The 13,222-nt window shown below is 67.3% G+C and carries 10 protein-coding genes and 1 pseudogene; 7 read left to right on the top strand and 4 right to left on the bottom strand.

Annotated elements, in window-relative coordinates; all coding sequences use genetic code 11:
- Positions 1–92: 92 nt before the first annotated feature.
- Positions 93–1,340 (bottom strand): ABC transporter substrate-binding protein, encoded by a 1,248-nt coding sequence (locus Bsp3421_RS16780; RefSeq protein ID WP_274001728.1) that lies wholly within the window; start codon positions 1,338–1,340, stop codon positions 93–95.
- Positions 1,341–1,816: 476 nt separating this feature from the next.
- Between Bsp3421_RS16780 and zwf the strand changes: the two genes are divergently transcribed.
- The 3 genes from zwf (at position 1,817) to Bsp3421_RS16765 (ending at position 5,943) form a co-directional block, all read left to right on the top strand.
- A complete protein-coding gene (gene zwf / locus Bsp3421_RS16775; protein WP_274001727.1) occupies positions 1,817–3,286 on the top strand; it encodes a glucose-6-phosphate dehydrogenase in 1,470 nt (489 codons plus the stop codon).
- Between the two features lie 82 nt (positions 3,287–3,368).
- On the top strand, positions 3,369–4,049 hold the full coding sequence (pgl, locus tag Bsp3421_RS16770) for a 6-phosphogluconolactonase (RefSeq protein ID WP_274001724.1): 681 nt from the start codon (positions 3,369–3,371) through the stop codon (positions 4,047–4,049).
- On the top strand, positions 4,027–5,943 hold the full coding sequence (locus Bsp3421_RS16765) for a bifunctional transcriptional regulator/glucokinase (RefSeq protein WP_274001723.1): 1,917 nt from the start codon (positions 4,027–4,029) through the stop codon (positions 5,941–5,943). Before pgl ends, Bsp3421_RS16765 begins: the two co-directional genes overlap by 23 nt.
- Before the next feature lie 410 nt (positions 5,944–6,353).
- Here Bsp3421_RS16765 and Bsp3421_RS16760 read toward each other — a convergent pair whose 3' ends face one another.
- The gene (locus Bsp3421_RS16760) at positions 6,354–7,568 is read right to left on the bottom strand and encodes a Bcr/CflA family multidrug efflux MFS transporter (RefSeq protein ID WP_274001721.1); all 1,215 of its coding nucleotides are present in this window, start codon (positions 7,566–7,568) and stop codon (positions 6,354–6,356) included.
- A 170-nt stretch (positions 7,569–7,738) separates the two neighbouring features.
- Here Bsp3421_RS16760 and Bsp3421_RS16755 point away from each other — a divergent pair, with 170 nt between their 5' ends.
- The 4 genes and pseudogenes from Bsp3421_RS16755 to Bsp3421_RS16740 all read left to right on the top strand — a co-directional run bounded on the left by Bsp3421_RS16755 (position 7,739) and on the right by Bsp3421_RS16740 (position 11,399).
- Positions 7,739–8,194 carry a hypothetical protein gene (locus Bsp3421_RS16755; RefSeq protein ID WP_274001720.1) on the top strand — a complete coding sequence of 152 codons (456 nt, stop codon included), beginning with the start codon at positions 7,739–7,741 and terminating at the stop codon, positions 8,192–8,194.
- Positions 8,178–9,612 (top strand): annotated as a pseudogene (hemL, locus tag Bsp3421_RS16750) (glutamate-1-semialdehyde 2,1-aminomutase); the annotation flags it as partial. The gene Bsp3421_RS16755 and the pseudogene hemL, both read left to right, overlap by 17 nt.
- A 17-nt stretch (positions 9,613–9,629) precedes the next feature.
- Positions 9,630–10,751: a bifunctional diaminohydroxyphosphoribosylaminopyrimidine deaminase/5-amino-6-(5-phosphoribosylamino)uracil reductase RibD gene (gene ribD, locus Bsp3421_RS16745; RefSeq protein ID WP_274001719.1), complete on the top strand. Its 1,122-nt coding sequence runs from the start codon at positions 9,630–9,632 to the stop codon at positions 10,749–10,751.
- A gap of 15 nt (positions 10,752–10,766) precedes the next feature.
- The gene (locus Bsp3421_RS16740) at positions 10,767–11,399 is read left to right on the top strand and encodes a riboflavin synthase (RefSeq protein ID WP_274001718.1); all 633 of its coding nucleotides are present in this window, start codon (positions 10,767–10,769) and stop codon (positions 11,397–11,399) included.
- A 238-nt stretch (positions 11,400–11,637) separates the two neighbouring features.
- Here the strand turns inward: Bsp3421_RS16740 and Bsp3421_RS16735 are convergent, their stop codons facing one another.
- On the bottom strand, positions 11,638–12,270 hold the full coding sequence (locus Bsp3421_RS16735) for a hypothetical protein (RefSeq protein WP_274001716.1): 633 nt from the start codon (positions 12,268–12,270) through the stop codon (positions 11,638–11,640).
- 205 nt (positions 12,271–12,475) lie between these two features.
- Positions 12,476–13,195 (bottom strand): acetyltransferase, encoded by a 720-nt coding sequence (locus tag Bsp3421_RS16730; RefSeq protein WP_274001715.1) that lies wholly within the window; start codon positions 13,193–13,195, stop codon positions 12,476–12,478.
- Positions 13,196–13,222: the final 27 nt, after the last annotated feature.

Genomic DNA, 13,222 nt, shown 5'->3' with positions numbered 1-13,222 from the left:
ACGGCGGGTACGGCGCGGGCCGGCCACGGCCCGCTGCGGCAAGCCCCGCCGCGTCCGGCGCGCACAGGCGGCCGGACGCGGCGGGCGCCGGATCACTTCACCTTCGCGGCCTTCGCGAGCGCGGCCACCGCGCTCTTCGAATCCTGCGACGAGTTCATGAACTTCGTGACGACGTCGGTGATCGCGCCCGCCGTGGCGTCGTTCTGCGCCATGCCGTGCGCGAGCGACGGCACGAAGCCGCCCGACTTGATCGCCGTCTGCTCGTCGGCATAGGACTTCTTCGCGCAATCGTCGAACTTGTCCATCTTCACGCCGAGGCGCACCGGCACCGAGCCCTTCAGCAGGCTGAACTGCTCCTGGAAGTCCGGCGTCATGATGGTCTTGGCGAGCGCGACCTGGCCCGGGGTCGGGGTCTTCGCGCCCTTCTGCTGGAAGAACACGAACGAGTCGACGTTGAACGTGTAGGCGTTCGCGGTGCCCGGCACCGCCGCGCAGATGTAGTCCTTGCCCGCCTTCTTGCCGGCGTTCTCGAACTCGCCCTTCGCCCAGTCGCCCATGAACTGCATGCCGGCCTTGCCATTGATGACCATCGCGGTCGCCAGGTTCCAGTCGCGGCCGTTGCGGCCGTTGTCGAAGTAGCCCTGGATCCGGCGCACCGTGTTGAACACGTCGAGCATTTGCGGCGAGGTCAGCGTGGCCTGGTCGAGGTCGACCAGCGCCTTCCTGTAGAACGCCGGGCCCTGCGACAGCACCACGTCCTCCCACAGCGTCAGGTCCTGCCACGGCTGGCCGCCCATCGCGACCGGCTGGATCCCGGCCGCCTTGAGCTTGTCGGCGACCTGGAAGAATTCAGGCCAGGTGGTCGGCACCTTGGCGCCGATCTTGTCGAGCGCCGCCTTGTTGATGTAGAGCCAGTTCACGCGGTGCACCGAGAACGGCGCGGCGACGTAGTTGCCCTTGTACTTGATGATCTTGTCGATCTCGGGCGGCAGGTTCTGCTTCCAGTCGGCCGTGGCCGGATCGATGTTGACGAGCACGCCCTGGTCCGCCCAATCCTGGATCAGCGGGCCCTTGATCTGCGCGGCCGACGGCGCGTCGCCGCTGATCACCTTGGTCTTCAGCGCGGTCATCGCCGCGGCGCCTGCGCCGCCCGCGACCGCGAAATCCTTCCACACGTAGCCCTGCTTCTGCAGGTCGTCCTTCAGCACGCCGACGGCCTTCGATTCACCGCCCGACGTCCACCAGTGCAGCACCGTGACGTTCTCCGCCGCCTGCGCCGCCGCGGCGCCGAACATCAGACCCGCGGCGCACAGCGCGCCCATGATCGCGCGAACTTTCATTACTTATCTCCTCCAGATGAATCAACTCGTAAGGCTTTCACGCCAGGCGAAAGCCGGCTTGCTACAGGACAGACGGGAAACCGGGGGGAACCGAGCCGCGAACGACGCAGGCCATGCGGCGATGCGTGCGGGCCGATGCCGGCCGGGGGCTCTCAAGAACTGAGTGACTCGCGCTTCAACGATATGTCTCCTCTTCTGATTCTGGCCTTCGACGCGGGGCGCGGCTCGGGCCAGGGGCGCAGCGACACGCGGCGTCAACCATGCGCACCACCAATGTCCGATAACATCCACACTCGGCGCGCCTCGCGCGCCGCATGCCCCGACCGACGAATGCGCTCTTTGTACCGAGCGCTTCTTTTTTCTTCGGCTGGGTGCTACCCCTTGCGGCGGATTGTAGTTAAACTACAATTCAGTGTCAAAAATATTTTTATCGCACTACGGCTTGCTCAGCGGCCACCCGAACCCGGCGGAGACACATGCATACCGATTCCAGCTTCACCTTCGTTCTTTTCGGCGGCACCGGCGATTTGTCGATGCGCAAGATCCTTCCGGCGCTGTACGAGGCGCATCGCTCGAAGATGCTGTCCGAGACCGGCAGGATCGTCGCGGTGGCCCGCCATGCGGCGGATCGGAACGGCTATCTGGAATGGGTCGAGGAGCGCGTGAAGCCGCACGCGGCGAAGGCCGCGGGCGCCGCGTTCGACGACGCCACCTGGCGCAGCTTCCTCGAGCGCATCGTCTACGTGAAGCTGGACCTCGGCCGCGCCGAGGACTACGAACTGTTGCGCGACACGGTGGCCGAACTGTCGGGCATCCGGGTGTTCTACCTCGCGACCGGCCCGTCGCTGTTCGAGCCGATCTGCAAGGCGCTGGCCGCGGTCGGCCTGAACGAAGGCGCGCGCATCGTGCTGGAAAAGCCGCTCGGCTACGACCTGCGCTCGTCGAACGCGATCAACGACGCGGTCGGCGAGATCTTCGCGGAAGACCAGATCTACCGGATCGACCACTACCTCGGCAAGGAGCCGGTGCAGAACCTGCTCGCGCTGCGCTTCGGCAATGCGCTGTTCGAACCGATGTGGCGGCGCGAGTGGGTCGAGAGCATCCAGATCACGATCGCGGAGGAGCTGGGCGTCGAGGCGCGCGGCGATTTCTATGACAATACCGGCGCGCTGCGCGACATGGTGCAGAACCACCTGCTGCAGCTGCTGTCGATCGTCGCGATGGAGCCGCCGCACTCGATGGATTCCGACTCCGTGCGCGACGAGAAGCTGCGCGTGCTGCGCGCGCTGAAGCCGATCGATCCGCGCGACATCGGCAAGGTCGCCGTGCGCGGCCAGTATCACGCGGGCGTGATCAAGGGCGCGCAGGTGCCCGGCTACGCGACCGAGCCCGGCGTGAAGCCCGACAGCGCGACCGAGACCTTCGTCGCGCTCAAGGTCGAGATCGAGAACTGGCGCTGGGCGGGCGTGCCGTTCTTCCTGCGCACCGGCAAGCGGCTCGCCGAGCGGGTGGCGGAGATCGTCGTCAATTTCCGGCCGGTCCCGCATTCGGCGCTCGGTCCGACCGCGCTGCGCCCCGGCGCGAACCGGCTCGTGATCCGCCTGCAGCCGAACGAGACGATCCGCCTGTACTGCCTGGCGAAGCAGCCCGGCGAAGGGATGAACCTCGCGAGCGTGCACCTCGATCTCGCGTTCGACCAGTTCTTCAAGGAAGGCCAGATGGAGGCGTACCAGCGCCTGCTGCTCGACGTGATCAACGGCCGCCTCGCGCTGTTCGTGCGGCGCGACGAGCAGGAAGCCGCCTGGCGCTGGGTCGAGCCGATCCTCAACGAGTGGTCGCAATCGCTGAAGCCGCCCAAGCCGTATGCGGCGGGCACCTGGGGGCCGGCCGCCGCGAGCGCGATGCTCGCGCAGCACGGCACCTGCTGGCTCGAAGAGGAAAACTGACGGCGCGGCGCGCGGCCGCCCCGCCGCGCGCGCCCCGTCCTGCCGTCCCCACCGAATTCAATAAAAGCAGCCTGGAGGAGAAGTGATCGAGGTTCACGCTTTCGAAAGCCCGCGCGCCCAGTCCGACGCGCTCGCGCAAGCCGTCGGCGCGGCGCTTGCCGCGACGCTCGCGCAACCGGCCGGCGCGACGCTCGCCGTGTCCGGCGGCACCAGCCCGCGTCCGTTCCTGCAGGCGCTGTCGGGCATTGCGCTCGACTGGTCGCGGGTCGACGTCACGCTGGTCGACGACCGCTGGGTGCCCGACACCGATCCGGCCAGCAACGCGCAGCTCGTGCGCGACACGCTGCTGCAGGGCGCCGCGTCGGCGGCGCGCTTCCTGCCGCTCGTCGACACGCACGCGGCGCTCGACGCGCACGTCGCCGCGCTCAACGCGAACGCCGCCTACCGGCTGCCGCAGGTCGCCGTGCTCGGCATGGGCGAGGACGGGCATACCGCGTCGATCTTCGCCGATGCGCCCGAATGGAGCCACGCGACCACGACGCCCGAGCGCTGGGTCGCCGTGCATCCGGGGGCCGCGCCGCACGCGCGCGTGAGCCTGTCGCTCGACGCGCTCAAGCGCATCGACCGGCTGTTCCTGCTGATCGCGGGTGAACGCAAGCGCGCGGTGCTCGACGCTGCGGCGGCCGCGCCGCAGCGGAACGCCATCTCGCAACTGGCCAACGACAAGGGGATCAAGCTCGATGTCTACTGGTGTGCAAACTAAGGCCGCCGCGAGTCAGCACGCCGACGGCCCGCGCCTCCTGGCCGATGTCGGCGGCACCAACGCGCGCTTCGCGCTGGAAACCGGCCCCGGCGAGATCACGCAGATCCGCGTGTATCCCGGCGCCGACTACCCGACGTTGACCGACGCGATCCGCAAGTACCTGAAGGACGTGAAGATCGGCCGCGTGAACCATGCGGCGATCGCGATTGCGAATCCGGTCGACGGCGACCAGGTCAGCATGACCAATCACAACTGGAGCTTCTCGATCGAGGCGACGCGCCGCGCGCTGGGCTTCGACACGCTGCTGGTGGTGAACGACTTCACGGCGCTCGCGATGGCGCTGCCGGGGCTGACCGATGCGCAGCGCGTGCAGGTCGGCGGCGGCGCGCGCCGGCAGAACAGCGTGATCGGGCTGCTCGGCCCGGGCACCGGGCTCGGCGTGTCCGGGCTGATTCCGGCCGACGACCGCTGGATCGCGCTCGGCAGCGAGGGCGGCCATGCGTCGTTCGCGCCGCAGGACGAGCGGGAGGATCTGGTGCTGCAGTACGCGCGCAAGAAGTATCCGCACGTGTCGTTCGAGCGCGTGTGCGCGGGCCCGGGCATGGAGATCATCTATCGCGCGCTCGCCGCGCGCGACAAGAAGCGGGTGGCGACGACCGTCGACACGGCGGAGATCGTCGAACGCGCGCACGCGGGCGACGCGCTCGCGCTGGAGAGTGTCGAGTGCTTCTGCGCGATCCTGGGCGCGTTCGCGGGCAACCTCGCGGTGACGCTCGGCGCGCTGGGCGGCATCTACATCGGCGGCGGCGTGGTGCCGCGGCTCGGCGAGCTGTTCACGCGCTCGCCGTTCCGCGCGCGCTTCGAGGCCAAGGGCCGTTTCGAAGGCTATCTCGCGAACATCCCGACCTACCTGATCACCGCCGAATATCCGGCGTTTCTCGGCGTGTCGGCGATTCTGTCGGAGCAGTTGTCGAACCGCACGGGCGGCGCGTCGTCGGCGGTGTTCGAGCGGATCCGCCAGATGCGCGATGCGCTGACGCCGGCCGAGCGGCGCGTGGCCGATCTCGCGCTCAACCATCCGCGCTCGATCATCAACGATCCGATCATCGACATCGCGCGCAAGGCCGACGTGAGCCAGCCGACCGTGATCCGCTTCTGCCGCTCGCTCGGCTGCCAGGGGTTGTCCGACTTCAAGCTGAAGCTCGCGACGGGCTTGACGGGCACGATTCCGATGAGCCACAGCCAGGTGCACCTCGGCGACACCGCGACCGATTTCGGCGCGAAGGTGCTCGACAACACCGTGTCGGCGATCCTGCAGTTGCGCGAGCACCTGAACTTCGAGCAGGTCGAGCAGGCGATCGAGATCCTCAACACCGCCCGGCGGATCGAGTTCTACGGGCTCGGCAATTCGAACATCGTCGCGCAGGACGCGCATTACAAGTTCTTCCGCTTCGGGATTCCGACCATCGCGTACGGCGACCTGTACATGCAGGCGGCGTCGGCTGCGTTGCTCGGCACGGGCGACGTGATCGTGGCGGTGTCGAAGTCGGGACGGGCGCCGGAATTGCTGCGCGTGCTCGATGTCGCGATGCAGGCGGGCGCGAAGGTGATCGCGATCACGTCGAGCAATACGCCGCTTGCAAAGCGCGCGACCGTGGCGCTCGAAACCGATCATATCGAGATGCGGGAGTCGCAGTTGTCGATGATCTCGCGGATCCTGCATCTGCTGATGATCGATATTCTCGCGGTAGGCGTCGCGATTCGGCGCGCGTCGCCAGATGCGGAGCTGAGCGACGCAGTGGCGCAAGCGAAGGCGCGCGCCGGCGCGGATGACGAGGCCGCGGATGTGCTCGATTGGTTAAGTCATGGGGCCGCGTCTAACGCGCGGGATTGAAGGTGTGTCAGGCCGGGGCTTTGGGGGGCGTGGTTATCGGACCGTCGATTCCCGACCAGTCAATCCGAAGCCACCGGCATGAAGCACCCATCTACGAGCGCAGCGAGGAGAAGCTTGCGGGCGGTATACCACTCCGTTTACGGCGCGTATGGTCGGACCCTGCGCGGGCCGATCCCCGTTGCGCCCTTACGCCACTCGCTACGGCTGGGCCACTCTGAACGCCATCGCACCTTATTTTCGGATCTAAAAAACGCCTTTCTTTTGGTTACTTTTCTTTGGCAAGACGCCCCGAAGGAAGTCCCCTTGGGGGACAAAGAAAAGTGACCCCTGCCCCGGGGAGGGGCGACGCGAATAGACCAACACCCTCACAGGACATCCACGACAAACCCAGAGCGCGAAGCAAACAACCGTCAATCCCCCCGCACCGGCCGCCCGTGCCACCGCAACACCAACGTGCGCCCGCCGAAGCACAACACCCCGATCACCCCGATCGTCACGCCCATCCCAAACGGCGTACCGTCGGCGAGCGCCCCGATCGCGACACTCGCGACAGCGCCCAACGCGAGCTGCATCGCGCCGAACACCGCCGCCGCCGCGCCTGCGTTATGCGGATAACGCTGCATCAGATCGGTCGTGCAGTTCGCGGACAGGATCCCCACCACCCCCACCACGAAGAACAGACACACGACGATCGACCACAGCCCGCCCCACCCCGTCAGCGCGACCAGCGCGACCGCCAGCGACGCCACGCTGCTCACCAGCGACGCGCCCGCGATGATCCTCAGCGATCCGAGCCGGCCGACCAGGCGCGTATTCATCAGGTTGCCGATCATGATGCCGACCACGTTGAGCCCGAACAGCAGCCCATAATGCTGCGGCGAGACATGGAAGTAATCGATATAAACGAACGGCGTCGCCGTGATATACGAGAACATCGCCGCAAAGGCCATCCCGCCGCACAGCATGTGCCCCCAGGCCACCGGATCGGCGACGATCCGGCCATACGCGGCGAACGAACGCAGCACGGCGGAACTCGCGCGCCGCTCGCGCGGCCAGGTCTCCGGCACGCGCAGGAACGCCGTCACGGCACAGGCCGCACCCACCAGCGCAAGTACCACGAACACGCCCCGCCAGCCCACGAAACGCAAGATCTGCCCACCCAGCAACGGCGCAAGCAACGGCCCGACCGCCGTGACGATCGCCACCATCGACAGCACCTTCGCCGCATCCGTCGGCTCATGCGCATCCCGCGCGATCGCCCGTGACAGCACCGACGCCGCCCCCGCGCCGAACGCCTGCAGAAAACGCATCACCACCAGCACGTCGATCGACGGCGACAGAAAACAGCCGATGCTCGCAAGCGTAAACAGCGCGATGCCGCCGAGCAGCACCGGCCGGCGGCCGTAGGTGTCGGACAGCGGACCATACAGCAGCATGCCGATCGAGAAACCCGCCATGAAGGTGGTCAGCGTACGCTGCGCGGCAGCCGCGCCGACGCCGAAGCCATCGGCGATCGACGGCAGGCTCGGCAGGTACATATCGGTGGCGATCGGCCCACACGCGGCCAGCGCGCCGAGCAACAGGATCAGCCGGCCATCGGGCCGGCGTCTGACGACATGAGACATGGGGTTCCACGGAAGAAGCCAGCCGACGCGCGCCGGCTGGGCACAGCGAAAGCGGCCACACCGGCCGCCGCATGCTCCTGATTGTACGCGACCCCATCGGGACGCGCCGCCGCCACGACCCGCCGCCATCGGGTAAGCTCGCGCTTTTGCCCGCCGCGCGCCCCGTCGACATGACCGCCTTCCTGCTGATCTGGAGCCCCAAGAAGTGGCCGTGGCCCGAGCTGCCCGACGTCGCCGCCCGCGTGAAAGCCGGCGAGGCGGTCGCGGACGTCTGGGGCTGCGGATTCTCGCGCAGCATCCTGCCCGGCGACCGGGTCTTCCTGCACCGGGTCGCAAAGGAGCCCAAGGGCGTGTTCGGCTCCGGCTACGTGACCCGCGCACCGTACGAGGTGCCCGACCCGAACACCAGGCGCGGCTACCGGCTGTGCATCGACTTCGTCTACGACTGGCTCGTCGACGGCCACTCGGAAGTCGTGATCCCGCGCGATGCGTTGCGCGTGCATCCATTCTCGGTGCAAACCTGGGACGCGCAAACCTCCGGCATCTCGATCAAGCCGATGGCGGAAGGCGCCCTCGAGAAACGCTGGGCCGAGCTGACCGGCAAGCGCAAGCCGCCGCGCGGCTGAGCCCGCGCGCAAGCGCCGCACGGGGCCGGCCGGCCCGCCGCGCGGCTCTCCGGTACAATCGAACGATCGTCCAGCCCGGCGCGGGCCGCGGCGCTCCCGCCGCAACCGCCGCCCCTCTCTCGCAGGTCCCAACCATGTCGAACAATCAGATCCTCTTCGAACGCGCGCAACAGACCATCCCGGGCGGCGTCAACTCGCCCGTGCGGGCGTTCCGCTCGGTCGGCGGCACGCCGCGCTTCGTCAAGCGCGCGCAGGGCGCGTACTTCTGGGACGCCGACGACAAGCGCTACATCGACTACATCGGCTCGTGGGGCCCGATGATCGTCGGCCACGTCCATCCCGAGGTGCTCGACGCGGTCCAGCGCGTGCTCGCCGACGGCTTCTCGTTCGGCGCGCCGACCGAGGCCGAGATCGAGATCGCCGAGGAAATCTGCAAGCTGGTGCCGTCGATCGAACAGGTGCGCATGGTGTCGAGCGGCACCGAGGCCACCATGAGCGCGCTGCGGCTCGCGCGCGGCTTCACCGACCGCAGCCGGATCGTCAAGTTCGAGGGCTGCTATCACGGCCACGCGGACAGCCTGCTCGTGAAGGCCGGCTCGGGCCTGCTGACCTTCGGCAACCCGACCTCGGCCGGCGTCCCCGCCGATATCGCAAAGCACACCACCGTGCTCGAATACAACAACGTCGCGGCGCTCGAAGAAGCCTTCCAGGCCTTCGGCGACGAAATCGCCGCCGTGATCGTCGAGCCGGTCGCGGGCAACATGAACCTCGTGCGCGGCACGCCCGAGTTCCTCGGCGCGCTGCGCTCGCTGTGCACCCGGCACGGCGCCGTGCTGATCTTCGACGAAGTGATGTGCGGGTTCCGCGTCGCGCTCGGCGGCGCGCAGCAGCACTACGGCATCCAGCCCGACCTCACCTGCCTCGGCAAGGTGATCGGCGGCGGCATGCCGGCTGCCGCGTTCGGCGGCCGCCGCGACATCATGGCCCGGCTCGCGCCGCTCGGCGGCGTGTACCAGGCGGGTACGCTGTCCGGCAACCCGATCGCGGTCGCGGCCGGTCTCGCGACGCTGCGCCTGATCCAGGCGCCCGGCTTCTACGATGCGCTGACGCGCCAGACCCGCCGCCTCGCCGACGGCCTCGCCGCCGAGGCGCGCGCGGCCGGCGTGCCGTTCAGCGCGGACGCGATAGGCGCGATGTTCGGCCTCTACTTCACGGAGCAGGTGCCGACGCGCTTCGCGGACGTGACGAAGAGCGACGTCGAGCGCTTCAACCGCTTCTTCCACCTGATGCTCGACGCCGGCGTGTACTTCGCGCCGTCCGCCTACGAGGCGGGCTTCGTGTCGAGCGCGCACGACGACGCGACGATCGACGCGACGCTGGCGGCGGCGCGCGGCGCGTTCGCCGCACTCGCGGCCTGAGCGGGAGCGGCGCGCCGATGTTCTCGGACAGCGATTTCGCACGGATGCAGCAGGCGCTCGCCCTCGCGGCGCGCGGCATGTTCACGACCACGCCGAACCCGCGCGTCGGCTGCGTGATCGTCAAGGACGACGTCGTGATCGGCGAGGGCTTCACCCAGCCCGCCGGCCAGGACCACGCGGAAGTACAGGCGATGAAGGACGCGCGCGCGCGCGGCCACGACCTGCGCGGCGCGACCGTGTATGTGACGCTCGAACCGTGCAGCCACTTCGGCCGCACGCCGCCGTGCGCGCTCGGGCTGATCGACGCGCAGGTGGGCCGCGTGATCGCCGCGATGGAAGACCCGAATCCCCAGGTGTCGGGCCGCGGGCTCACGATGCTGCGCGATGCGGGCATCGACGTGCGCTGCGGGCTGCTCGCGCAGGAGGCGTACGAACTCAACATCGGCTTCGTGTCGCGGATGACGCGCGGCCGGCCCTGGGTGCGCATGAAGAGCGCCGCGTCGCTCGACGGCCGCACCGCGCTGCCGACGGGCGAGAGCCAGTGGATCACGGGCGAGGAGGCACGCGCCGACGGCCATGCGTGGCGCGCGCGCGCCTGCGCGATCCTGACCGGGATCGGCACCGTGCGCGAGGACAATCCGCACCTGACCGTGCGCGGCATCGATACGCCGCGCCAGCCGCGGCGCGTGCTGGTCGACAGCCGGCTCGAACTGCCGCTCGACGCGCATCTGCTCGAAGGCGAGCCGCTCCTGATCTTCTGCGGCGCGCTCGACGCGGCGGGCGAGGCGCGCGCCGACGCGCTGCGCGCGCGCGGCGCGGAGATCGCGCCGCGCGCGAACGCGCACGGCAAGGTCGACCTGGGCGCGATGCTCGCGGCGCTCGGCCAGCGCGGCATCAACGAATTGCACGTGGAGGCGGGTCACAAGCTGAACGGCTCGCTGCTGCGCGAGCAATGCGTCGACGAGCTGCTCGTCTATCTCGCGCCGAGCCTGCTGGGCCGCGACGCGGCCGGCATGTTCGATCTCGCGGCGCCGGCCACGCTCGATGCACGCGTCAGATTCGCGTTTCACAGTATCGATCGGGTGGGCGACGATCTGCGCGTGCTTGCGCGCTTCGCGCCCGCTCCCCTCTCAACTTGAATGGAATCAACCACGATGTTTACCGGAATCGTCGCGGCAGTCGGCCGTATTGAAACCATCACGCCGCTGGGCACCTCGCCCGACGCAGGGGTGCGCCTGACCGTGCATGCGGGCGGGCTGGATCTCGCCGACGTCGCGCTCGGCGACAGCATCGCGATCCAGGGCGCATGCATGACGGCGATCGGCAAGACCGCGCACACGTTCGACGTCGAGGTGTCGCGCGAGAGCCTCAACAAGACGGCCGGCCTCGCCGAGCCGGGCGAGGTGAACCTGGAGAAGGCGCTGCGCGCGCATGACCGGCTCGGCGGGCATATCGTGTCGGGGCATGTCGACGGGCTCGGCGTCGTCTCGCATTTCGCGCCGGTGGGCGAGTCGCATGAGCTGCGCGTGCTCGCGCCGCGCGAACTCGGGCGTTATCTCGCGTACAAGGGCTCGGTGACGGTCAACGGCGTGAGTCTCACGGTGAACCGGGTCGAGGATCGCGAGGACGGATGCGAGTTCTCGATCAATCTGATTCCGCATACGATCGAAGTGACCACGCTGCGGCATCTGAAGACGGGGAGCCGGGTGAATCTGGAGATCGATATGATCGCGCGGTATGTGGAGCGGATGCTCTCGACGCAGGATGCACAATCGTCGTTGAAGTAAGCCGGTTTCGCTACGCCCGCGGTCTGCCGGCGTCGCCCAGGTCCATCGCTTGCTGACGGCATACGGCCATTGCGTGTGGTTCGTATGCCGTCACGCCTCCTGCAGTGCATTCGAGCCCAAACATGCGGAACCGCGCATCGCAGCAGTATCCAGCGCGACGGAGCGACGGAGCATGATCCGCAAATGATTGGCCCACGCCGTTCGATCCATCCCGCGCTACCCGCAGAGCCAATGCCCATCACTCTTCCCGCAGGTGCACCCGCGCCGTCGCATTGTCGAAATCAATGATGTCGAAATCGCGATAAGCAAACGCCGGATTGGCAATCGCGTCGTCGATACGCCAGCCCCCGCCTTCCCGAATCAATATCAGGTCGGTCCGCCCGTCGATCGCCGGGGAAGCGTCCGCGCCCCCATAGGATGCCCGCCACAGCACCTTGAGACGCAGCCGTGCAGCACTCTTCTGAATGATCACCGGTCTGGCGGTCACCTTCAATGTGGGCGCTGCGTCAAACAGGTTGCCATCTTCCTCATCCAGATCGCCCGTCCTGAAATCCGGCTTCAAGCCCGCGCGAGTCGCATCGACGCATTGGCGCTTCAATTTATCAAACAGACTCACCGACAAAACATCGCCAAACGTCTTCCGATAAATTTCTTCGCGAATCTTTTTGTCGTTGAATTTTCTATTCAGATACTTTCCGGTGCCCTTATCGATATTGCTGAACGCGCAGACAGCATCGCGATATGGTATTCCATACACCCGGGCTACCAGCTCATCAACCCCGCCCCCCTCTCCCGCAGACAAGGATTGACTCCCGGCAAGCGCAGCGCTCGACAGAACCATCAGCAAGATCGAAGCAGTCAGCGTTCTCATTACAGATATTCCTCCAAGCAATGCACAAAAATCGGCACGCGGCCGACTCGACTGCCTTGCGTCGTATCGGGCAACGCGGGCACCGAACCGCGTTGCCTGCGTCGTCCCACAAGAGCATCGTCGAGCCGCGCCTTGCCTGGCGAGTTGTTCGCATTCTGCCGCCAGCGCGCATCACGATCCCGCACCGCCGGAGAAAGATCACCCTTTACGCCGACGCCACCTGCACTGCACTCGTCTTCGCCCGCTTCAACTCCGCCAGCACCTCAAGCGCCTGCCCTTCATCCTCGGTCAGATCCGCCAGGAACGCATCGTTATACTGCTTGATCCATTGCAGCGGCATATCCCACCATGCGAGGTCGATCAGGCTTTCGCGCACGCGCTCGGGGAACCTGAACTTGACCAACCGCGCAGGCGATCCGACATAAATGCCATAAGGCTCCGAGCGGAAATTCGGCGGCACGACCGTGCGCGCGCCGATCACGCATCCGCTCTGCACTTCGCTGCCGCCCAGGAACAACGCCTCATCCCCGATCCATACATCGTTGTGAATGACGGTATCGCCGTACTGCGGCGGCGGGGCATTGCGCAGGCCATCGCCGAACACGCTGAACATGCAGGTCGATATGGTGCGCGTCTCGTGCTGACCGTTCAGCAGGAAGCGCAGCCGCAGTCCGCCCGCGACATATTTCCCGAGCCTGAGACTCTGAAGGCCCGCGTCGTACTTCGCAATCGACCCGACACCCAGGCCCGACCCCTTCCCGATGTGGAACGTCCCGATCTGCGCCTCTTCGTCGAACCAATTCCTGAAGAAGTTGTTGGGAATCGTTGAATAGGCGCCGTCCCGGTACCCGAATACGATGAAATGCTTGGACATCGGGTGGTTCGGCAGGATCCCGGTGCAGTCGTCCGACGTGGTTACGTTCATTTTTGTGAGAGAAGTAGCGCAGAGGGT

Source organism: Burkholderia sp. FERM BP-3421 (genome assembly GCF_028657905.1).
Classification (GTDB): domain Bacteria; phylum Pseudomonadota; class Gammaproteobacteria; order Burkholderiales; family Burkholderiaceae; genus Burkholderia.
This window is presented reverse-complemented; position numbering and strand designations above follow the sequence as displayed.